Raw genomic sequence first — 20,819 nt, 5'->3', positions numbered from 1 at the left:
GGTTGGCGCGCTCATCAAAGCATTCACGCATCTAATCCGCTCGTATAGGGGCAAGCGGCAGTTGGGAGAGGATCGGCCGAAAAGCGATGCGGGTGCTAGAGCGAACCAGGTTCGAACGACGGGGCAACCTGTGGGCCTTTGAGCATCAGCGGCTCGACCGCCGCGCGCCGCGTGGTGGCACAGCCGACGAGTGCGTGCACGACGTCGACGTCAACGCGCAGGCAAGCCCGGCTATCGAACCTTCGGCGATGGCAATCTTCATGTTGATCGCGGCACTGCGTTCATTGACTTTCTCCGATAGAAACTTCCAATTTTTGCGATCTCGAGCTTTCAAGTTTCGCCAGCGATTTATGCTCGACCGCGCTCCGTAGTAACGCATCGCCTCAGGAAAATTAATAAAAACTAGCAACGGACCCAAGGCCCCGGTTTCTACCCGATCATTGCCGGCGATTTTGAAGTGACCGCGTTGCTCGACGGCACGCATCCGTCTCCGATCGACACCGTGGCGATGGATATCATCCGGCTGCTCGACGAACCGGCCATCGGGAAGATTAAGAATTTGCGCGCCGAGCCGTTTGCGCAGTGTGGACATTTGCCGCAGGAAGAAAAGCCGGACCGGCTCAACGACCTGCGAGTGGATTTTATGCACGGCTGGACGGACGCATGAGTGAAGGTGAAGGGGCGCTGCGTGGTGAGAGGCGCGGAGATTCGCCGCGACGATCTGTTCTACAAGGCGAGGGTACGGATGTCGACACCGGCCAACGCCTCCGCGATGAGTCTGGCCTGCGTGCTCGAACGCATGCCCGCCATAGCGATGGCGGGCGAAGCGCCTTAGATCTTCAGCAGCTTGGCCGCATTGCCGCCAAGCACCAGATTCTTTTGCTCCGGCGGAAGTTCGAGGCGGTCGAGGAACGTGACCGGCTGCTCATAGCCCATATCGAAGCAATAATCGCTACCGAGCACCAGCCGGTCGATACCGATGTTCTGGATCAGGAAGTCCAGCACGGGCCCGGAATGTGAGACCGTGTCGTAGTTGAAACGGCGCAGGTAGCTACTCGGCTTCTGCGCCAGCCGTCGCGTTTCAGGGCGCACGGTCCAGCCTGCATCGATGCGGCCCATCAGGATCGGCAGCGCGCCACCGGCGTGCGGCAACGTGATGTTCAACCTGGGATGCCGGTCCATCACGCCGCCGAGGATCAGATGCGACCCGGCAATAGCGGTGTCGAACGGATTGCCCAGCAGGTTACTCAGGTAGTAGTCGCCCAGACGTGCTCCCCCAACTGTCTGCTGCGGGTGCAAAAACACCGGCAGATCCAGTTGTTCGATGCGAGCAAAGACCGGTTCGAATAACGGGTCGTCGAGATCCCGGTTATTGATGTTGGTCCCCATATAGACGCCGCGCACGCCCGGCAATTCGGACGCACGTTCGAGTTCGTCGATGGCGTCGTGCGCGTTCAGCATCGGCAATGTGGCGAGCACGACGAAGCGGTCCGGATGCTGCAGATGTACCGCCGATGCCGCGGCGTTCCACGTTGTCGCGAGTTTCGCATTGAAGGTGCGGTCGGCCCAATAGGCCATCGGTACGCTCAGCGACAGCGCTTGCATGTCGACCCTGGACGCATCCATGTCGGCGAGCCGTTCGTCGATATTGATGAACTTGAGCGGTAGCGGCCCGAGGCCGCCCGCCGGCGTCTGGAAGCTGAAGCTGGTGGCGTCGCAGGTGAATCTGCCGCCGAATTTCGCGCCCTCCTGGCCCACCAGTTCGCAGTAGCTTTCAGGGTAGTAGTGCGCGTGAATGTCGATCGAGCGGCCTTTGCCTTGGGTGGACGCGATGCTGCCGGCGCGCGCGGCTTGCGGTGTGGCGGCGCCTGCCGACGCACCCGACGCACCTGACGCCAGGCCGCTGGCCAGTGCCGCCATTGTGCCGATTAAGCGGCGGCGTTTCGGTGAAATACAGCAACTGCAATCCATGAGTCAGTCTCCGTTGTAGATTTTGAATGTGAGTGTTAGCCGTGCTTCGCCATGCCGAGTTCGCAGTCGACGAGCTGGTTGCCATACAGCGCGCGCTCACGCACCCCGCGCGCGGAAGTGTCGGTGACCGAGAAGAACGCCACGCCGGCAAACGCGACGATCATCGAGAACAGCGCGGGATATTCGTACGGATAGATCGCATGCGCGTGGCCGAGTACCTGCACCCAGACGGTCGGGCTGAGAACCGTCAGCGCGACCGCCGAGATCAGCCCGAGCGAGCCGCCGATTACCGCGCCGCGTGTGGTCAATCCGCGCCAGTAGATCGACAGCAGCAGCACCGGGAAATTCGAGCTGGCCGCAATCGAGAAAGTCAGGCTCACGATGAACGCGATGTTCTGCTTCTCGAAGGCGATGCCCAGCAGAATCGCGAGTACGCCGAGTACCAGCGTGGTGATGCGCGACACGTTCATTTCTTCGCGATCCGTAGCGGCGCCGCGGCGAATCACGTTCGCGTACAGATCATGCGAGACCGCGGAAGAGCCCGCGAGCGTCAGACCCGCGACCACCGCGAGAATCGTGGAGAACGCCACCGCGCAGATGAAACCGAGAAACACGTTGCCGCCCACGGCATGCGCGAGATGGATCGCCACCATGTTCACGCCACCGATCACGGCGCCCGAGGTGGTGTGATATTGCGGATCGGTCGCCACCAGTGCAATCGTTCCGAAGCCGATGATGATGATCAACGCGTAGCCAATACCCACGATCCCGGTCGCGTACAGAATGCTTTTGCGGGCCGCTTTCGCGTCCCCCACGGTAAAGAAACGCATCAGAATATGCGGCAGGCCGGCGGTGCCGAAGATCAACGCCAGACCTAGCGAGACCGCGGAAATCGGATCCGAGACGAGACCGCCCGGACTCATGATGGCGGCGTGCTTGGGATGGGCGAGAATCGCCTGTGAGAACAGCGTGTTCATGCTAAAGCCGAAGCGGCTCAACACCATGAACGCCATGAAAGCTGCACCGGCGAGCAGCAACGCCGCCTTGATGATCTGGATCCACGTGGTGGCGAGCATGCCGCCAAAAAACACGTACACCACCATCAACACGCCGACCATAACGACCGCGATCGTGTAGTTGAAGCCGAATAGCAACTCGACGAGCTTGCCGGCACCGACCATCTGCGAGACGAGATAGAGCAGCACGATCACAATCGAGCTCGACGCGGCGAACGCGCGAATAGGCCGCTGTTGCAGCCGGTACGAGACGACGTCGGCGAGCGTGTAGCGTCCGAGATTGCGCAGTGGTTCGGCGATCAGAAAGAGAATGATCGGCCAGCTCGCGAGAAAGCCGATCGAATAGATCAGGCCGTCATAGCCGCTCGTGAAGACGAGCGCAGAGATGCCGAGCAGTGACGCGGCCGACATATAGTCGCCGGCGATCGCCCAGCCGTTCTGGAAAGCGGTGATCTTGCCGCCTGCCGCGTAGTGGTCCGACACGCTGTTGTTCTTTCTCGCGGCCCAGCGCGTGATGAACAGCGTCGACGCGACGAACAGCAGGAACATGCCGATCGCGATCGGATTGTGAGATCGCGTGGGCGCCGCGGGTTCGGCGGCAGCGGCGGGCAGGGCGCTTAAAGCACCGACAACACCGGAAGCGCCCAACAACATCGCGTTGAGCAGCGGGCCGCGCGAGAGAAAGATGCGTTTCATTGCCGTGCTCCTTGCCGGATTTCATTCACGGCGTGGTCATGGATGGTGTTGGCGCGCGCAACGTAGACCGCGACCAGCACGAACGTAAAGACGAACATGCCGAAGCCGACTGGAATGCCCCACGTCGCGGGGTACCCTTCGACGATTGGCCGGCCGAGGAGCGCCGGCGCGAAGGCGAGCGTCAGGATGAAGGCGAAATACACGGCCAGCATCAGGATCGTGAGGACCCACGAGAAGGTGCGCCGCTCGCGCACGAGCGCGCGAAAGCGCGGGTCGTCGAGCAGCGGATTCGCCGCGGGCGGCGGCGGGTCGGTGGCGGCGTACTGCGCGCTCATCGAGTAGATTGGGGCGCCATGTTCCACTTTGTCTCCTTTCGAAACGGCTTCTTGTCGGTGCTGCAACGGCTGACTGGATGCGCCGCCATCGCAACGGACATTAAAAACGTGCTGGTACGGCAGTCTCGCGCATTACGGCATCGGGCGTGCGATAACGCTCGGCCATTTCACGGTCGGTTTCGTTTTTCAACTGGGCCTGCATGTAGGCGCCCAGATGGCGTGCGTGCTGAACGATCGCCGCGCCGACCTGGGTGCGCTCGTGGCTGTAGTCGGCGAGTGCGTCCTGAACGCCCGTGTGGGCGGCTAACGCTTTGACGAGCGCCATGGCGTCGCTTGCCGCTTTCGTCACGCCCATGCCGCAATGCGGCCGCGCGACGAAGGCCGCGTCGCCCAGCAAGGCGATCCGGCCGAACGCCATCTGCCGCACTTCGAGATCGAAGATGGGCTGAAACAACGGCTGCGTCGCCTTGGCTACCACTTCACCGAATTGCGGGGCGAGCAGCGTGAGCGCGGCGTCTTCCATGTCGGCGAGCACTTCGCGGCGGATCAGGGTCGGCGGAATACCGCCTTCCCATCGCTTGCCCGATTCGTCGGTCAGCAGGTTCGGCAATTGGACGTCTTCACTGGTCGCGCGATACCAGACGAAGTTGTAGCGGCGCTCACCCGGCGTCGTGCTGTTGCCCTGGCCGGCAACGGGATAGCCGAGAATCTGCTCGCGCGGCGGCAGGCAGAAGGCGAACTTGTCGAATAGTGCCGCGCGTGTTTCACGCGAGAGCGCGGCTTCGTCGACGAGGCCGCGCCATGCGACATAGCCGGCGTATTGAAGCTTCACGTCAGGCAGGAATTGCGCACGAATCGACGATCTGAAACCGTCCGCCGCGATCACGAGATCGGCGTGCAGCACGGTGCCGTCGGCGAGCGTCACCGTTGCCTGATCGGGGCCGTCCTGCACCGAGGTGACCGTGCCGCCCGCGTGATAGTGAACGTCGGGCAGCGCGGCGCGCAGCACGTGGTACATCTTGCCCCATGCGGTCAATGTCTGCGGCAGGTTGCGCTCGGACAGCACATCGCCGTTCTGCGCGAACGTGACGCGCGACTGCACCTTGACGCCGATAGAGTCGTCGTATTCGATACCGGCCGCCGCGAGGGCGTCGAATAGTTCGGGGTGCGTGACGATACCGGCACCACGCCCGGCAAGCTCGTCCGGAACGCGTTCGAATACGTCGACGTCCCAGCCGTTGCGGACCAGCAGATTGGCTGCGAACAGGCCGCCGAGCGAGCCGCCGACGATGATCGCCCTGCGGCGTGCAAGTATTTGGGTCATGGTCATTCTCCTGCGCTGATAGCGTTCTGTGCGACGGCCGGCGGTGCCTTGGCCAGACCGCTGACTTCTTCAGCGGGGAAATTCAGCTCGATGGTGACGCCCGACGGGTCTTCGATGAACACCTGATGCAGGCCGAGACTCGGCACCGTGCGATCGCGCCAGGCGATGCCTTCCGCCTTCAGTGTGTGCCACATTGCCTCGACCCCCGTGGCGAGAAACGCGATGTGGTCGACCGTGCCGGTTCCGCTGGTGGGCAAGGCCTTGTCGCCGAGATACGCGGTGAGCCCAGCGAGGTTGTCCGGATCGATGCCGATGATATGGACCGTACCAAAGTCGGCTTCATCGCCGCCTTTGTAAAGCCACGCGCCCGGAAAATCGAAGGGCGGACGGTAGCCTTGTTTGAAACCGAGGATCCGCTCATAAAAGCGGCAGGATTGCTCGAGATCGGTGGTGCGAATCGAGTAGTGGGCAAGTTTTGAAATGGGCATCTTCGACTCCTGCTAAGCTATTTATCGATCGATTAGTGATCGATGGATAAATTGTAGGTGAATGAGCAGGCAGGAGAAAGCGGTCTATTGCAGGTGTTTACCCTGAACTACGCGGGACGTGGGGAGTGATGCGACGGGCGATGAATAGAAGGCCGGCCGGGTTGCCGGCTTGGCTGCGAGCCTTGCTGCAGGGCTGGATCAGGCTTTGGAAGCTGCTTTAGAGGCGGCCTTGGACGCACCTTTGGCAGCGTCTTTCGCGCGGGCGGTTTCCTTGGACGCATTCTCAAGCGCCGCAGGCACGCCGTTGAGGAACGCGTCGACCTGGCGCGCGATGTGATCGTCGATATCGTCTGTCACCGGCAGGCCGTAGATCCATTTCCGCACGCCCAGATAGAAGATGCTGGCGTGCAGACTCCAGATCAGTTCAAGGTCGATCTCACGCCGCCTCGCATCTGCTGGTGCAGGCAGGTCGTAAGCCGAACGGATTTCCGCCATGACCGGCAGAAACACGCGTTCACGCAGCCGCGCCAGATATTTGGAGTTGATGCCTTCGCGCGTCAAACCGGCGAAGATGAAAATCCGGATCCACTCACGCCGCAGGATCACCACGGAGTACGACGAGTAGAACCTGACCATGCGCTCCTGGATCGGCACGGAGCGATCCTTGATGAGATTTTCCCAACTGCTGTCCCATTGATAGACCTCTTCGTACACGCGATCGATCAATGCTTCCTTGCTGGGAAAGTAGCGGTACAGAAGCGGCTGGGTGACGCCGAGCTGACGGGCGAGTTCGCGGGTGCTGCCGGAGAATCCATGCGTGGCGAAATGGTCCACGGCTTTCAGCACGATCTGGCGCTCGCGGACTTCAGGGGCAAGACGGCGCGTGACGGTCCTCTCGCTGTCATGCGCCTTGATCTTCGAGGCTGTGTCGACCTTCGGTACTTTTCTCGGCATGGCTCGTTCGGTACTCAGCATGTTGGGACGAATCATACAAACATTACCCCTGTCTGGCTAGGCAAGGCCAAGCCGGCTGCAGCGCTGTCGAGTTGTTCCTGTGGCGCGCCCGTGCGATCGACGCGCGCTTTTTGTTCGATGAAAGAAACATCCAGCTGACCGGCATGGTGTGCCGACGCCTCGACGGCATTCGGCGCGCGATCGAACTCGCGGCGGCATGCGCGGCGATCCACGGTATCGAAACGCTGGCGGGCCATCTGGGCGACCGCTTCGACATGCTGACGGGGCACAAGCGCACGGCGTTGCCGCGGCATCAAACCTTGAAGGCCACGCTCGACCGGACCCAGCTCCTGCACTCAGCCTGCACGAGAGTCGCAGAAGGCCTCGACTGGGACGACCACCAGGCCGCCGCCAGCTTGTTGCAGATCACGGGTTAAGCCTGCGGGCAAAACGTCATGGTAGCCGCGATCATTCGATCCGCAGCCGAGCCCGCGTCGGATCATGGCGCGCCCGCGCTGTCAGGAAAAGTCAGCGAACGCGGCTAGGCGAGGTTACCCGTGCACATTCGCTGTTGCGCGAATTCGTCGATCAGATCGGGTCGGTCCAACTGGTCGGCCCACCAGCGCAACGCTTTACCGGTTTCATCGCCGCGCCATGCGAGATAGAAAATGCGTGACGTCGCGCATACTGAGTACTTCCTTTTGCACTGGTTCGCCTTGGCTCAACGGGGCCCGGCGGCCAGACATTCGGGAATCGTCTGCGCCCCGAGTCCGAGGATCTGGCGGCGAGCTTCGCTTCGGCAAGGGGACTGTCATGACTTCCCGATCGGCGGCGCGTCTACAACGCGTTCCATGACCCGCCCAGCACCTCGTTAAGGTGTTTTCAGGTGTATTTCAGGACATTTTGCCGGCACCGGTCTAGCTTTAGATGATTGGCAGAGCAGCGCCACGCCGCTCGCCGGCGACAGTTTCTTCCGGTCTTCGCGGGCGCGGCCCCGATGTTTCTGCGCCCGGTCGATCTTCATCTACAGTGAAAAGGAGTCAAGCATGGCCAGCAATACCATTGCCGATTACCTCGCAGGCACGCTCGCTGCAGCGGGCGTCGAACGGATCTGGGGCGTGACGGGCGACAGTCTGAACGGGCTCGCATACAGCCTGAACCAGATCGGCTCGATCCGCTGGATGCACACCCGTCACGAAGAAGTGGCGGCCTTCGCGGCCGGCGCGGACGCGGCGACGAGCGGGCGACTCGCGGTATGCGCTGGTAGTTGCGGTCCGGGCAACCTGCATCTGATCAATGGTCTCTTCGATTGCCATCGCAATCATCAGCCAGTGCTGGCCATCGCCGCGCACATTCCGTCGACGGAAATCGGCCTTGGGTATTTTCAGGAAACGCATCCGCAGGAACTCTTCAAGGAGTGCAGCCACTATGTCGAGGTGGTGTCTTCCGCTGAGCAGTTTCCTCGTGTGCTGGCGCGCGCGATGCGCACGGCAATCGAGGAGCGCGGCGTCGCCGTAATCGTGTTGCCGGGCGACGTGGCCTTGAGCGAAGGGCCGAAGGAAGCGCCGTCCTGGACGGAAAGCGCGCCACCGAGAATCCTGCCCGCCGAAGCGGATCTCGATCGTCTGGCGGCGATGCTGAACGCGTCCGACGCGGTCACGATCATGTGCGGCAGTGGCACGCAAGGCGCGCACGATGAAGTGGTCGCGCTCGCCGATACGCTCGGCGCGCCGGTGGTCCACGCGTTGCGGGGCAAGCAGTTCGTCGAGTACGACAATCCGTACGACGTGGGTATGACCGGACTGATCGGTTTTAGCTCGGGCTATCACGCGATGATGTCGTGCGACACGCTGATGCTGCTCGGCTGCGATTTTCCCTATCGGCCGTTCTACCCGGCCGACGCGAAGATCATCCAGATCGACTGGAAAGGCTCGCAACTCGGCCACCGTGCGCCACTCTCGCTCGGGCTCGTCGGCACGGTGAAGGAAACCATCGCGGCAACGCTGCCCAAGCTGCAACGCAAAGCGGACCGAGGGTTCATCGACAATGCTCGTAAGCACTATGTGTCGGCTCGCAAAGGTCTGGACGATCTCGCCACGCCGTCCGGTCCGGGCCGCCCGATCCACCCGCAGTATCTGGCGAAGATGATCGACGAAGCCGCGAGCGACGACGCGATCTTTACCGCCGATGTCGGCACGCCAACCGTCTGGGCTGCACGTTATCTGACCATGAACGGCAAGCGCCAACTGCACGGCTCGTTCAATCACGGCTCAATGGCCAACGCGATGCCGCAGGCACTTGGCGCACAAGGCGCGCATCCGGGGCGGCAGGTCGTATCGATGTCGGGCGACGGCGGCCTGTCGATGCTGCTCGGCGATCTGCTCACCGCGCGGCAACTCGATTTGCCGATCAAGGTCGTGGTTTTCAACAACAGCCTGCTTGGCTTCGTCTCGATGGAGTTGAAAGCGGGCGGTTACCTCGATACCAACGTCGATCTCGCTAAAACCGACTTCGCGGCAATCGCGAAGGGGGCGGGCATTTTCGGCATTCGTGTCGAAGAGTCGGAGGATGTGGCGGCCGCGCTGAAACAGGCGTTCGACCATCCGGGCCCGGCGCTCGTGGACGTCGTCACGTCGAAGCACGAGCTCGCCATGCCGCCGACAATCGAGCTCGCCCAGGCGAAGGGCTTTAGCCTCTACATGATGCGTGCGATCCTCAACGGACGCGGCGACGAGATCGTCGAACTGGCACGCACGAATTTGCGCTAGCCGCACGAGGAGGGCTGTCATGTGTCACGGCGCCCGGGATCCCGGGCGCCTCTTCGACCGGCGTTTGTTCGCTTCTTACGCATCTCCGACCTTTTCCGCATTTCGCAACGCGCCGTATGAACCGTATGCTTTTCATCCAGCGCATGTGGAAAAAACGTGCGATTTCGCAAATACGCCAAGCGCGCCTGTCGCAGACTGCGCCCTAGCAATACAGCGGCGTCCGCGTGGCTCGATGCCCTGCGGACCCGGGCAACGATTAACTTTGAGCGATTGACGAGAGCCTTATGGACCTGCAAGCGGATGCCAGCAGCACGGGCCTGCCTCGATGGCGGGACGAGCTGAAGACTTACTGGAAGGACGACGGTCCGCGCTTCCGCCATATCGCCAAGGTTGCTATTGCGATGACGCTTGCAATGGGCATCTGCATGCGCCTCGAACTGCGGACGCCGGGCACGGCGATGGTGTCGTGCGTCATCGTGATGATGCATCAGCAAAGCGGCATGGTGATCGCGCGTGGTTTCTATCGCGGCTTGGGCATGGTGTGCGGCAGCTTCGCGGGTCTCCTGCTCATTGCGTTCTTTCCGCAGCAGCCGCTGCTGTTCCTCACCGTGCTGGCCGCATGGATCGGTGTGTGCGTATTCGGCGCTTCGTACTACCGCAATTTCCAATCGTACGGCTTTGTGCTGACCGGATACGGCACCGCGATCACGGCGATTCCGGCCTGGTCCAATCCCTATGGAGTGTTCGACAACGTCGTGTTCACCGTCAGCGAGGTGGTGATCGGCGTAGCCTGCGCCTGCGTGATCAGCGCGGTGGTGTTTCCGCGCTCGGTTGTGCCTGAACTGTACGCGTCGAGTCGCAGGAATTTCACGGACCTCCTGAGCGCGATGCACACCCTGCTCGACCGCGCGTCGACGGTTGCTGGATTCGACACCTTTCTCGCGCTGATCCGCGAGCGCGCCGGGGTGGAAAGTCTGCGCAGCGGCGCGGTATTCGAGGATCCCTCGGTTCGTCTGCATAACCATGTTTATCTCGACCTCGACCGCAGCTTTCTCGACACCGTCGCGTGGATTCATGCGCTGCATCAGTTGCGGGTGCGGGTCGGCGCCGAGGCCGATCCGCGCGCGCTCGCGGCCGTCGAGGAACTGATCGGCGGCCTGCTTGCCATCGTGCCGAATGAGGCGCAGTCGGCGCTGATCACGCTGGGACAGGTCGAGACCTTGTTGGGCCGACTCGACGGCTTCGAGCAGGCCTTGCCCGCGCATCTGGGCCGGCTGCTGCAGTCGCTCGCGGACTTGTCGCCGTATCAGCGTCAGTTCGTGGCGACTACGGGCTCGGCGTTGTTCTTTTCGATCGACGATTTGCGCGTGATGTGCAGAAGTTATGTCGACGTGCGCACGGTCGGACGGCTACCGTGGTCGCAGTCAGTGATTCAGGCGATCGGCCGCATCGCCAGAACCCGCGCCACGGCGAACCGCACTGCTGCGACGATTGCCGGCGCCCGCGCGGCCGTGGCTGTACTCGTGGTCGGCGCGGTCTGGATTGCGTCAGGGTGGGTCGGCGGCGCGACCGCGATCGTCGCGGTGGCGATCACGAGCGCGCTGTTCGCGCTCGCGCCCAATCCCACGGTCGCGAGCTGGCAGATATTCGGCGGTTGCCTGGCCGGCTGGCTTACAGGTTTTGCATTCAACTTCTTTGTGCTGCCGCGGGTCGATACCTTCGAGTTGCTGGCCGCGTCGCTGGCGATTGTCGTGATGGTCGGCAGCTATCTGAATACGTTTGCGAAGACCGCCATACTCGGCCTCGGCTTCAGCCTCTACTTCTGTTTCATCGTCGCCGTAACCAACCCGACCGTCTACAACCCGAGCGCTTACCTCGACACCGGCTTTGCGCTGCTGTGCGGTATCGCGGTGGCCGCAGTGGCGTTTTCAGTTCTTGTGCCGCGCGCAGGCGACTGGATCTCCGCGCAGTACATGAAGCAGATTCGCGGTTTGATTGCACACGACGCTCGCGAGGGCGATCTCGACGATCTGCTTTACACGTTCGAACTGAGCCTGCGCGATTTCATCCTGATGATCGCGTCGGCGCCGGTCGATGCGCGCGTGGACCGCGATCATCTAATCGGCTGGGCGTTCGCGGCCTTGGAGATCGGCCGCTCGATGATCCAGATGCGTCTCGACACCGAACGGCTCGGCAACGCCTTGCCGGCTGGCTGGCCCGCGGAACAGGATGCCTGGTTGGCCGCGCTTGCCGAAGTCTTCGAAGCTGTCACGCCGCAGGCTGCCGAAGCCGCGTTAGCGGCGACACGACGGGCGCTGGACAGGCTGCCGCTCGGACCGAACATCGCTGTCGATGCAGAGACGCTGACACGTTACCGGATGCGGGCCCTGCTGCATTTCACCGAGTTGACGCTGCGCGACGACACCTTGGCTTTGTGGCAAACCAGACGGGTGCAGGCATGAAACCGCGCCGCCTGGCTTTGCGTTTGCGCTTAAGCGCAGCCTGCCGGTCAATAGCGGTCGCGCTCGCTGGCGCGCTGCTGTTGAGCGCCTGTATCACTGGCGGCGGCATCCACACGCAGGAGTCGATGGTCGACCCCGCGACGCTCGATCCCGGGGCCGCGCTGCGCGCGACGCAAGCCGACGCAAAGTGGCCGGCGGACGACTGGTGGCGGCAGTGGAACGACCCGCAACTCGACAAGCTGGTGCAGGACGCCACTGACGGCAACCCCGGCTTGCGCGCGGTCGAGGCGCGGATCGACGCGGCGCGTTTTCAGGCGCAGATCGCCGGCGCGGACGAGTTGCCGCAACTCAATGCGAGCGGCAGTTTTGAGCGCAGACGGTATGCGCGCTACAACACCCCGGCGCCGCCGGGCGGCACGACGGTATGGAGCAACAGTATCCAGGCGGACCTTTCCTATGATCTGGATCTGTGGGGCAAATCGCGCGCGATTCGCGAAGGCGCGCTGGACAATGTGCATGCGACGGCCGCGGACGCGCGCTTTGCGGAAGTCGAATTGCAGACCGCCATAGTGCGCAGCTACGTCCAGTTGTCGCTCCAGTATTCTCTGCTCGACGTTTATAACGCGGTGCAGCACGAACAGCAGCGCACCCTCGACATCGCGACACGCCGCTGGCATGCGGGCGTCGGCAGCGGTCTCGAGGTTAGCCAGGCGCAGACCCAGTTCGCGATAAGCACGACGCGGGTCCAGCAGGCGCAGCAACAGCTCGCGCTTTCGCGCATCGCCATCGCCGGGCTGGCGGGCAAAGGCCCCGGTTACGGCGATTCGCTGCGCCGCCCGAGCCTTGCGCTGAGCGTGCCGTTGGCCTTGCCAGCGTCGCTGCCGGCTGAACTGATCGGCCATCGTGCGGATGTCGTGGCGAACCGCTGGCGCGTGCTCGAAGCCGATAAGGGCATCGCCGCTGCACACGCGGACTTCTATCCGGACATCAACCTGCTGGCCACTGCGTCGCTGGGGTCGGCTGCCACCTTCGGCGGCTTCTTTAACTTCGTCAATAGCGATGGCGTGGGCCACGGCGTCGGCGCAGCGATTTCACTTCCGATCCTGGACGGCGGCCGGCGGCGCGGCAATTACGGTGTAGCTGTGACATCCCGCGATGCCGCGGTGGATCAGTACAACCAGAGCGTCGTGAATGCGATGCGGGCCGTCGCAGAACAGGTCGTGTCGCTGCGCTCGCTCGATCAGCAGCAGGCGTCGGTTGAAAACACGCTCAGTTCGGCGCGCAAATCATTCCGGCTCGCCGATACCGGTTATCGCAGCGGCATTACCGAATTTCTCAACGTGCTGGCGGCACAGAACGAACAGTTGCAGCAGGAGGAAAGCCTTGCGTCGATCCAGGCGAAACGGCTCGATGCATGGGCGCTCCTGATGAAGGAGCTGGGCGGCGGTTTCGCGCCGACGGAGGCTGACCGTGTTCCGGAAGGAGTGACCAATGCCGGGCCAAATTGACGTGTTTTCGCTGCTCGTACCCGGCCTGCTGCCGATCCTCGCAGGCTGTGCGCTGCTGTTCGTCGTCCTTGATCTGCTATTGGCGAGGCTTGGCCTCTATCGCTATACGTGGCATCCGAGCCTGTTCCGGGTCGCCTTGTTCACTGCACTGTTTAGCGGCGCGTCGCTGCTGCTGTGGCAGTGAACGCCGAACGATACCCGCTCCCATGAACCCTCTGACAGCTCACGCCCGGTCACCAAGATGAAACCCCAATCCATCCTGCGCGCAGTTTTTACGCTCACGCTTCTCGTGGTGGCGATCGTGCTGGTCCGCATGCTGTGGCTCGACTACATGTTCTCGCCCTGGACGCGTGACGGCCGGGTCCGCGCGGAGGTCGTGCAGGTCTCCACCGACGTGTCCGGGCTGGTCAGCGAAGTGCGTGTGAAGGACAACCAGCAGGTGCGCAAAGGCGATATTCTGTTCGTCCTCGATCCAGCTCGCTTCCACTATGCTGTCGCGCAAGCCGACGCCGATCTTCTGCGAGCCCAGGCACAGATGGCGCAGGCGAAAGCGCGGATGGCGGCCAGCGAATCCGGTTTCGCGATGAAGCGCGCCCAGGCGGCGCGGCGAGCTAACCTGGCCGGCGATGTGATCTCGGATGAGACCCGGCTCGATTCGGCTTCGCTCGCCAAACAGTCCTTGGCGGACTATTCCGCCGATGTCGCCGCCTATAGCGCGGCGGAAGCCGCAGTCAAGGCAGCCGTCGTGGAGCAGCAGACGGCGGTGTTGAACCTGGCGCGCAGCGAGGTGCACGCGCCATCGGACGGTTTCATCACCAACCTGAATCTGTATCCCGGCGATTTCGTTACCGCCGGCACGGCGCGCATGGCGCTGATCGACTCGCACTCGTTCTGGGTCTACGGCTATTTTGAGGAGACGAAGCTGCCGCAGGTGCAAGTCGGCGATCACGCGGTGGTACGGCTAATGTCGGGCGGCAAGGACATTCTGGGACACGTCGACAGCGTGGCGAGCGGCATTGCCGATCGCGACAATCCGACCAGCAGTGGCGATCTGCTGGCGGACGTTAATCCAATCTTTACGTGGGTGCGGCTCGCCCAACGCGTGCCAGTGCGGATCCACCTCGATCAGATTCCCGCCGGCGTCAAGCTCGCGATGGGCATGACCTGCACGGTCACGCTACGGCCGCGGGCCCCCCATTGAGCCATCGAGCGTGCCGCGGAGCCCGGCCGCATTCATGGCGCGGCATTTTTCGCCCCACGGATACATCTCATCGTGCGAATTTGAAAACGCGGAGCGCGTAACGGATTCAAAGTGGCGCTGAGCGCGACGTAGGCAAGCAGCACATCAGATGCCGTAAGCGTGTTGCGATTAATTGCTTTTAACCAACGCATCTCGTGGAGAAATCATCATGAAGGCAAAGTGGGCACTCGCATTTCTGGCCGCATCGACGTTCGGCGCGGTATGCCAGCAGGCCAATGCACAGGTAGCGGGCGCGCAGCCCCTCGGCATCAGCGTGGAGCAGGCGCAACTCGTCGTGGAAGGCTGGAGTGTCAAGAGGAGCCTGCTGGGTAAGACCATTTACAACGACAGCGGCGAGAAGGTCGGCGTGCTGCACGACATCATCATTGCGCCGGACAACGCCGTTTCGTTCGCGATCGTGGCGGCTCACCAGTTTCTTGGCGTGTCCCAGCACGACGTTGCGATTCCGATGTCACAACTCGACTATGTGAACGGCAAGCTTGTCTGGGCCGGTGCTACGCGCGACGTGGTCAAGGCGATTCCGGCGTTCCAATATGCGAAGGTACGCACGGTTCCTATCGCCCGCAAGGACTACGGTCACCACTGATCCACAAGCCTGCGCGACGGCCCCGGAGCGGCTGTCGCGCAGGTGGCCCGAAAGTTTGGGCTTCCTTTGCCGGGTTCGGGGCAACCCAGTATTCGCCGCCAACCCTACTGGGATGGGGCGCCCGGCGCAAAACACAGGCTCGGCGCCACAACGATTTTGGAAGGATTAAGGAAAAATAAGTACCGCCATTGACGCGGCTTCGCGCATGATTCCATTCAGATTGAAAGCTATCGCTTGCCGGTAGGTCTGAGAGTCATGTGCCTTGACAGCCGCGCTGGCTGCCATTCTGACGGACAGGCTGCCGGTATTCGTCAACGAATGCCCACTTCGAACGCCATGTCCACGCTCAACCATTCTGCCGTGCCCAGTTGCGATGCAGCGGCCCGTTGATCCGGCCGCCATGAAGACTGGCCGCCACAGCCTTCTCACGCTGCCGCTCGACGCCCATGTCGTGTCGGCGCTGGCCGCCGTCATCGCGCTCGTCGTATTCGCGATCGACGCGCTGACGCCCCTCGATATCGCCATCGCCGTGTTCTACGTGGTGGTGGTGCTGCTGGTCGCTTCGACCGGCAACCGCTCGTCCACGATCAAAGCTGCGTGGGGCTGCGTCGTGCTGACGCTGCTCGGCTTCGTGCTGTCTCACGACGATGCCTACTCGAGCGGCGCGATTGCACGCTGCGCGGTGAGCCTGCTGGCAGTCGCTACTACCTCGATACTCGCGTTGAGAAATCAGGCCGCCACAACGACCTTGCAGGAGCAGGTCGAACTACTTAACCTCGCGCACGATGCGATTGTCGTGCATGACATCGACGACCGCATCACCTTCTGGAATCACGGCGCCCAGACGTTGTACGGCTGGACTGCCGAGCAGGCGATCGGGCAGCCGCTTCAGGAAATGACGCGGACTTCCTTCCCCGTTCCGTACGAGCAGGTTCTCGCCGAGCTGCTGCGCTCTGACCGCTGGCATGGCGAACTGCAGCGCGTGCGGTCTGACGGCACCGCAGTGCTGATTTCGAGCCGAGCGGCCTTGTGGCGCGACGCGGAGGGCAATCCACGGGCCGTGCTTGCCACCAACAACGACATCACCGGGCGCCGGCACGCGGAGCAGGCGCTTGAGCGCAGTGAGGCTTTCCTGCGCGACGCCCAACGGCTGAGCCGCACCGGGAGTATCGCCGTCAGCTTGCCGGACGAGGAGATGTGGTGGTCCGACGAGGCTTACCGCATTTTCGACTACCCGCGCGAGACCGCACCCTCGGTCGAGGCGATTCTTACGCGCACGCACGCCGACGATCTGGCGCTCGTGCGTGGCGCCTTCGAACAGGCTGCGGGCGGCGCGCCGCTAGTCGATATTGAACACCGGCTCGTCATGCCCGACGGCGGCGTCAAGTACGTGCATTACGTCGCGCATCTCACGACCACACAGTCGGGCCGCACGGAGGTTGTCGGCGCGTTGATGGATATCACCGAAACCAAGCGTGCCGAGGAAGCGCTTGCGCGCTCCAACGACGAACTCGCTCACGTGACGCGGATCACGATGCTCGGCGAACTCGCCGCTTCGATCGCGCACGAAGTCACCCAGCCGATCGCGGCGATCCTGACGTGCGGCGCCGCCGCGTTGCGCTGGCTGAACCGGCCGACGCCCGAGTTGAATGAAGCGCAGCAGTCGATCGCCCAGATGATCCGCGACGCGAAACGCGCAGACGAGGTGGTTCAGCGAATCCGCGCGATGGCCAAAAAGCGCGACCGTCTTCCGGCGACGGTGGATCTGAACGCGGTGGTCGGCGAGTCGATCGAACTGGTGCGGCGCGAACTCGAGCGTCACCGTATCGAATTGCACGTCGACCTTGCAGACCCAGCGCTCACCGCGTGCTGCGATCGGGTGCAGCTCCAGCAGATACTGATCAACCTGATGGTGAACAGCGTGCAAGCCATGGCCGATGTTGCCGGACCGCGCAAGCTCACGATCGCCACGCGACGGGTCGATGACAAGCAGGTGCGGGTAATCGTGCAGGATTCCGGCACGGGAATCAGCGCAAACAACGCAGGGCACCTGTTCAACACGTTTTTTACGACAAAGGCTGATGGCATAGGGATGGGATTGCCGATCTGCCGTTCCATAGTCGAGGCGCACGGCGGCCGCATCTGGGCCGAATCGCCGGCAGCGGGTGGCGCGATGCTGCAATTCATTCTGCCGGTTGGCGAAGGAACATGTCATGAGCGGTAATTCAAACAGCAATGAGTGTCTGGACGCCGGCAGCAATGCGGGTGACACCATGGTGTATGTCGTGGACGACGACGAGTCGATGCGCGATGCCGTCAGCAACCTGTTGCGCTCGGTCGGCCTAAGCGTGGAAACCTTCGGCTCCGCGCAGGAGTTTCTCGCGTTCGACATGCCGGACGTGCCGAGCTGTCTGATCCTCGATGTCCGCCTTAAAGGACAAAGCGGGCTTGCCGTACAGGAGCAGATGTCGGCGAGCGAACTAGGTCTGCCGATTGTTTTTATGACCGCGCATGGCGACATTGCGATGACGGTCAAAGCGATGAAAGCCGGCGCCAAGGATTTCCTGGCCAAGCCGTTTCGCGATCAGGACATGCTGGACGCCGTCGCGAATGCGTTGGCAAGCGACGAGGCCCGCCGCGAGGCCAGCCGCTCGGCAGCAGACCTGCGCCGCTGCTACGACTCACTGACGGCGCGCGAGCGCGAAGTCATGGCCTTTGTCGCTGCCGGTCTGATGAACAAGCAGATTGCATCAGAAATGAACTTGAGCGAAATCACCGTCAAGATTCACCGCGGTCAGGCGATGCGAAAGATGGGTGCTCGCTCACTTGCCGATTTTGTATTGAAGGCAGAAGCGTTGGGCATTAAGCCGCCGCGAGGCATGACGACGCAGGCGCGTAATTCGCGCACCTGACCGCACGGTAGGTCAGGTCTGCTACTGCGCGCGGTTTGCGCGTTGCGGTCGCAGCCCTTACGGCTATCGGACTCATACGCAGGTATAGGCCATTCATTGCTTCTGGTCAAAGAAGCGCAGGCTCACCCAACCATTGCGGCACGCTTCGGCACTCGCCCAGGCCAGGCGGGGCGGCGCGCTGCCCGGAAGGTTTGCAGCAAAACTAAACCTGGATATGAAACGACCCAACCATTGGTCATTTCAGACAACCGTATGTAGGGCTAGTTGGACGAAGGCCTGTGCGATACCTTGGAGTCATTGCAGCGCGGCTCTCAACGGCACTGTTTCAACACTTAACCGGATGACCATATCATGATCAGTTCGTCGACGTTGTATCCCGAACCCGCGGTGGAAGTCGTCCGAAAGAGCCGGGTGAGCCGTATCGGTACGGAGCATCAATGGCGCAGACCCGTCGACGAAAATGCCGATGCGCGACAACGCGGCAACATCCTGGTGTCGCGCTGGACCCGAAACGACACGCAGCCGCTCGAGGTCGTCAATCCGGGCAGCACCACGCACCATTGCATCGCCATGAATCTCAAGTGCACGTCGCTGACGTTTTCCCATGGCGGCAAGACGCTCGTGCGCGGAAGAGTGACGGCGGGTGCCGTGCAGATCACCGCGCCGGATGTACGGTGCAGTGCCGTGTTCGAAACACCGGGCGACGTACTGCACCTGTTCGTCTCGCAGCATTTGCTGGGCGAATGTTTCGAGGACACGTTTGGCCGTCCGCATACGGGCGACATCCGCATCGACGATCCCAGGCTCGTGCGTGACCCAACGCTGGAACGCCTGGGTCAGGCGCTCGCCGTCTCGCAGTCTGACGACGCCGCGCTCGGCAAAGTATTCACCGACAGCGTGAGCCTCGCGATCGTGTCGCGCGTGATCGCCCGGCATTTCACGTTAGCGGAGAGGCAGACCCGCGAGGCGAGCGCATTGCCGTCGTGGCGCCTCAGCCGTGCAATCGAATACATCGATGCGCACCTGGCCGAATCGATCGGACTCGCGGATATCGCCAACAGCACGGGTTTGACCCGGATGCATTTCGCGTCGCAGTTTCGCCGTGCGACCGGGATGCGTCCGCATGATTATCTGTTGCGTCGCCGGATCGACCATGCGCAGCACCTTTTACTCGAGTCGAAGCACAACGTGCTCGACGTTGCATTGAGCTGTGGCTTCCGTTCGCAGGCTCACTTTACGACCGTGTTCAAACGTCTGGTCGGAGAGACACCGTATTGCTGGAGGATGAAGGCAAATGTCGATCGGTAAACAGATTCACGCGTTTCTGGAAGTGAGCGAAATTTTTTTTCTGCAGACGAGGGTTGATCTGGTGAATCACGTGTGGGACACGCTGGAAGATGTGGGTATTAGGCGGGGTGACCGGGACTTTGACGGCTGTGCACCGCTCGCTCACCACTTCATTGGGAATGACGGTACCAGGGGTACTAGCGTTATTGGCAATCAAAACGTCGGCGTGATGCTGGCGTATGGACAGGACGGCGCCTGAGCGTGGCCGCCGCGACGATCAACCGGTAAATCTGAAACAGGAGTGCAATCATGCTGACGAAAGCGAGTTTTACCGATCCGTGGCTGCAGACCCTTGGATTGTTGTCCATGCTGTCGGGTGATATGGGCACGGGCACGGGCGCGGACGAAGTCGACGCTGTTGCGGCTCGCTGTGGGCGCAGAGCGGCCCACCTGCCGGTGATGGGTAAGCGGTTCGATGTGCAGGTGCATGTGATCGACCGCCCGACGCAGTCGACCGCGACGGTCGTCTGGCGGGACTCTACGCTCTGCTCATATGGGGATCAAGTTTGGCACGTCAGCCGCGCGCGGGTGGCTGGCATTTGCGCGATGAGTGGGCGAGCGATTCAGCCCGGTGACGCGATTTATAAGCCGAGACCTTGCAGGCCGGCGCCGCTTAATGCGGGGGCGATGATTTTGAGAGGTGTGGTTAACGAGGCGGTTCTGGTTTGAGGTCGTGGGGTTCTGGGGTTTTGCGGTTGTGTGTGGAAAAGATAAAGGCGCGAATATTTTCGCGCTTTTTTGTGTGGCACAGAATGCTCTCTCACCCATTACGCCTTTGAGGACGCGTCGGGTGGCGCCTGCGTAACGTTGATGTATTGCTTGATGATTGTCTCGCCCAGCGGGATTGTATCAAGCATACCGACTTCAAGCTGTCGGGCGAATTCCTCATCGAACTTGAAATCGTGTCCATCAGCCAATACAACACCCATGCGCTTTGCTAGAAGCGGGGCTGGCGTGTCTGGCCCAACTGTGTACGCGATCATCTGTTGCAGCTACTCGTTGTAGGTCGGAACCAGGCGATACGTCGGATATCTGGATATTTATACCCAGACATGTTTGGTATCTATCAAACGTATTCTGCCTGGACATCGCGATCAGACGCGTATTTATCGGACGGGCAAGCGTAGTGCAGACGCCGAGCGGACATGTCATCGGACATAGTGAGAACGCAGGGAGGGAGGCCCGCGAGAG

General features: G+C 62.1%; 19 protein-coding genes and 2 pseudogenes. 14 read left to right on the top strand and 7 right to left on the bottom strand.

Translation table 11 applies throughout. The features are described 5' to 3' along the window. Positions 1-412: 412 nt before the first annotated feature. Both PQR54_RS36395 and PQR54_RS36390 read left to right on the top strand, forming a co-directional pair. Positions 413-517: pseudogene (locus PQR54_RS36395) on the top strand (MBL fold metallo-hydrolase); the annotation flags it as partial. A gap of 150 nt (positions 518-667) precedes the next feature. Next, entirely contained in the window at positions 668-835 is a 168-nt protein-coding gene (locus tag PQR54_RS36390; protein WP_408254444.1) for a DUF3331 domain-containing protein, read from the top strand. Here PQR54_RS36390 and PQR54_RS36385 read toward each other — a convergent pair. The 6 genes from PQR54_RS36385 to PQR54_RS36360 all read right to left on the bottom strand — a co-directional run bounded on the left by PQR54_RS36385 (position 832) and on the right by PQR54_RS36360 (position 6,784). Then, entirely contained in the window at positions 832-1,920 is a 1,089-nt protein-coding gene (locus PQR54_RS36385) for an amidohydrolase family protein (protein WP_408254441.1), read from the bottom strand. The genes PQR54_RS36390 and PQR54_RS36385 overlap by 4 nt on opposite strands. A gap of 86 nt (positions 1,921-2,006) precedes the next feature. Next, a complete protein-coding gene (gene actP, locus PQR54_RS36380) occupies positions 2,007-3,641 on the bottom strand; it encodes a cation/acetate symporter ActP (protein ID WP_408254484.1) in 1,635 nt (544 codons plus the stop codon). A gap of 38 nt (positions 3,642-3,679) precedes the next feature. Next, positions 3,680-4,018: a DUF485 domain-containing protein gene (locus PQR54_RS36375; RefSeq protein ID WP_408254482.1), complete on the bottom strand. Its 339-nt coding sequence runs from the start codon at positions 4,016-4,018 to the stop codon at positions 3,680-3,682. Positions 4,019-4,118: 100 nt separating this feature from the next. Continuing rightward, positions 4,119-5,348 carry an FAD binding domain-containing protein gene (locus PQR54_RS36370; RefSeq protein WP_408254439.1) on the bottom strand — a complete coding sequence of 410 codons (1,230 nt, stop codon included), beginning with the start codon at positions 5,346-5,348 and terminating at the stop codon, positions 4,119-4,121. Then, positions 5,345-5,830 (bottom strand): VOC family protein, encoded by a 486-nt coding sequence (locus PQR54_RS36365; protein ID WP_408254436.1) that lies wholly within the window; start codon positions 5,828-5,830, stop codon positions 5,345-5,347. The genes PQR54_RS36370 and PQR54_RS36365 overlap by 4 nt, the downstream gene beginning before the upstream one ends. Positions 5,831-6,028: 198 nt before the next feature. Then, positions 6,029-6,784 (bottom strand): TetR/AcrR family transcriptional regulator, encoded by a 756-nt coding sequence (locus PQR54_RS36360; RefSeq protein WP_408254433.1) that lies wholly within the window; start codon positions 6,782-6,784, stop codon positions 6,029-6,031. Between the two features lie 77 nt (positions 6,785-6,861). Here PQR54_RS36360 and PQR54_RS36355 point away from each other — a divergent pair. The 12 genes and pseudogenes from PQR54_RS36355 to PQR54_RS36300 form a co-directional block, all read left to right on the top strand. Then, positions 6,862-7,131 (top strand): annotated as a pseudogene (locus PQR54_RS36355) (ATP-binding protein); the annotation flags it as partial. A 699-nt stretch (positions 7,132-7,830) separates the two neighbouring features. Beyond that, positions 7,831-9,552, top strand: a complete 1,722-nt coding sequence (gene poxB, locus PQR54_RS36350; RefSeq protein ID WP_408254431.1) for a ubiquinone-dependent pyruvate dehydrogenase — start codon at positions 7,831-7,833, stop codon at positions 9,550-9,552. Positions 9,553-9,836: 284 nt separating this feature from the next. Beyond that, positions 9,837-12,014, top strand: coding sequence for an FUSC family protein (locus PQR54_RS36345; RefSeq protein WP_408254428.1), 2,178 nt, complete (start codon positions 9,837-9,839; stop codon positions 12,012-12,014). Then, positions 12,011-13,522 (top strand): efflux transporter outer membrane subunit, encoded by a 1,512-nt coding sequence (locus tag PQR54_RS36340; protein WP_408254425.1) that lies wholly within the window; start codon positions 12,011-12,013, stop codon positions 13,520-13,522. Before PQR54_RS36345 ends, PQR54_RS36340 begins: the two co-directional genes overlap by 4 nt. Beyond that, positions 13,506-13,706 (top strand): DUF1656 domain-containing protein, encoded by a 201-nt coding sequence (locus PQR54_RS36335; RefSeq protein WP_408254423.1) that lies wholly within the window; start codon positions 13,506-13,508, stop codon positions 13,704-13,706. Before PQR54_RS36340 ends, PQR54_RS36335 begins: the two co-directional genes overlap by 17 nt. Before the next feature lie 57 nt (positions 13,707-13,763). Continuing rightward, positions 13,764-14,723: an HlyD family secretion protein gene (locus PQR54_RS36330; protein WP_408254420.1), complete on the top strand. Its 960-nt coding sequence runs from the start codon at positions 13,764-13,766 to the stop codon at positions 14,721-14,723. Positions 14,724-14,931: 208 nt separating this feature from the next. Next, positions 14,932-15,369, top strand: coding sequence for a PRC-barrel domain-containing protein (locus PQR54_RS36325; protein WP_408254418.1), 438 nt, complete (start codon positions 14,932-14,934; stop codon positions 15,367-15,369). A 400-nt stretch (positions 15,370-15,769) separates the two neighbouring features. After that, on the top strand, positions 15,770-17,593 hold the full coding sequence (locus PQR54_RS36320) for a PAS domain-containing sensor histidine kinase (RefSeq protein WP_408254415.1): 1,824 nt from the start codon (positions 15,770-15,772) through the stop codon (positions 17,591-17,593). 49 nt (positions 17,594-17,642) lie between these two features. Further along, the gene (locus PQR54_RS36315) at positions 17,643-18,281 is read left to right on the top strand and encodes a response regulator transcription factor (protein WP_408254480.1); all 639 of its coding nucleotides are present in this window, start codon (positions 17,643-17,645) and stop codon (positions 18,279-18,281) included. A gap of 351 nt (positions 18,282-18,632) precedes the next feature. Continuing rightward, positions 18,633-19,589: a helix-turn-helix domain-containing protein gene (locus tag PQR54_RS36310; RefSeq protein WP_408254412.1), complete on the top strand. Its 957-nt coding sequence runs from the start codon at positions 18,633-18,635 to the stop codon at positions 19,587-19,589. Beyond that, on the top strand, positions 19,576-19,827 hold the full coding sequence (locus PQR54_RS36305) for a hypothetical protein (RefSeq protein WP_408254409.1): 252 nt from the start codon (positions 19,576-19,578) through the stop codon (positions 19,825-19,827). Before PQR54_RS36310 ends, PQR54_RS36305 begins: the two co-directional genes overlap by 14 nt. 50 nt (positions 19,828-19,877) lie before the next feature. Further along, the gene (locus tag PQR54_RS36300) at positions 19,878-20,297 is read left to right on the top strand and encodes a DUF3331 domain-containing protein (RefSeq protein WP_408254406.1); all 420 of its coding nucleotides are present in this window, start codon (positions 19,878-19,880) and stop codon (positions 20,295-20,297) included. Between the two features lie 98 nt (positions 20,298-20,395). On the opposite strand, the gene PQR54_RS36295 is transcribed toward PQR54_RS36300, so the two are convergent. Beyond that, positions 20,396-20,557: a hypothetical protein gene (locus PQR54_RS36295; protein ID WP_408254403.1), complete on the bottom strand. Its 162-nt coding sequence runs from the start codon at positions 20,555-20,557 to the stop codon at positions 20,396-20,398. Between the last annotated feature and the right edge of the window lie 262 nt (positions 20,558-20,819).

This window comes from Paraburkholderia phytofirmans (assembly GCF_046028095.1).
Taxonomy (GTDB): Bacteria; Pseudomonadota; Gammaproteobacteria; order Burkholderiales; family Burkholderiaceae; genus Paraburkholderia; species Paraburkholderia phytofirmans_A.
Note: the sequence above shows the minus strand (reverse complement) of the source record. Positions and strands in the feature narration are given on the sequence as shown.

Bases quoted from the DNA above. Each gene is read 5' to 3' on its own strand.
- PQR54_RS36385 (WP_408254441.1), bottom strand. From the start codon at position 1,920: ATGGCGGCACTGGCCAGCGGCCTGGCGTCAGGTGCGTCGGGTGCGTCG.
- actP (WP_408254484.1), bottom strand. From the start codon at position 3,641: ATGTTGTTGGGCGCTTCCGGTGTTGTCGGTGCTTTAAGCGCCCTGCCC.
- PQR54_RS36375 (WP_408254482.1), bottom strand. From the start codon at position 4,018: ATGAGCGCGCAGTACGCCGCCACCGACCCGCCGCCGCCCGCGGCGAAT.
- PQR54_RS36370 (WP_408254439.1), bottom strand. From the start codon at position 5,348: ATGACCATGACCCAAATACTTGCACGCCGCAGGGCGATCATCGTCGGC.
- PQR54_RS36365 (WP_408254436.1), bottom strand. From the start codon at position 5,830: ATGCCCATTTCAAAACTTGCCCACTACTCGATTCGCACCACCGATCTC.
- PQR54_RS36360 (WP_408254433.1), bottom strand. From the start codon at position 6,784: ATGCCGAGAAAAGTACCGAAGGTCGACACAGCCTCGAAGATCAAGGCG.
- poxB (WP_408254431.1), top strand. From the start codon at position 7,831: ATGGCCAGCAATACCATTGCCGATTACCTCGCAGGCACGCTCGCTGCA.
- PQR54_RS36345 (WP_408254428.1), top strand. From the start codon at position 9,837: ATGGACCTGCAAGCGGATGCCAGCAGCACGGGCCTGCCTCGATGGCGG.
- PQR54_RS36340 (WP_408254425.1), top strand. From the start codon at position 12,011: ATGAAACCGCGCCGCCTGGCTTTGCGTTTGCGCTTAAGCGCAGCCTGC.
- PQR54_RS36335 (WP_408254423.1), top strand. From the start codon at position 13,506: ATGCCGGGCCAAATTGACGTGTTTTCGCTGCTCGTACCCGGCCTGCTG.
- PQR54_RS36330 (WP_408254420.1), top strand. From the start codon at position 13,764: ATGAAACCCCAATCCATCCTGCGCGCAGTTTTTACGCTCACGCTTCTC.
- PQR54_RS36325 (WP_408254418.1), top strand. From the start codon at position 14,932: ATGAAGGCAAAGTGGGCACTCGCATTTCTGGCCGCATCGACGTTCGGC.
- PQR54_RS36320 (WP_408254415.1), top strand. From the start codon at position 15,770: ATGAAGACTGGCCGCCACAGCCTTCTCACGCTGCCGCTCGACGCCCAT.
- PQR54_RS36315 (WP_408254480.1), top strand. From the start codon at position 17,643: ATGGTGTATGTCGTGGACGACGACGAGTCGATGCGCGATGCCGTCAGC.
- PQR54_RS36310 (WP_408254412.1), top strand. From the start codon at position 18,633: ATGATCAGTTCGTCGACGTTGTATCCCGAACCCGCGGTGGAAGTCGTC.
- PQR54_RS36305 (WP_408254409.1), top strand. From the start codon at position 19,576: ATGTCGATCGGTAAACAGATTCACGCGTTTCTGGAAGTGAGCGAAATT.
- PQR54_RS36300 (WP_408254406.1), top strand. From the start codon at position 19,878: ATGCTGACGAAAGCGAGTTTTACCGATCCGTGGCTGCAGACCCTTGGA.
- PQR54_RS36295 (WP_408254403.1), bottom strand. From the start codon at position 20,557: ATGGGTGTTGTATTGGCTGATGGACACGATTTCAAGTTCGATGAGGAA.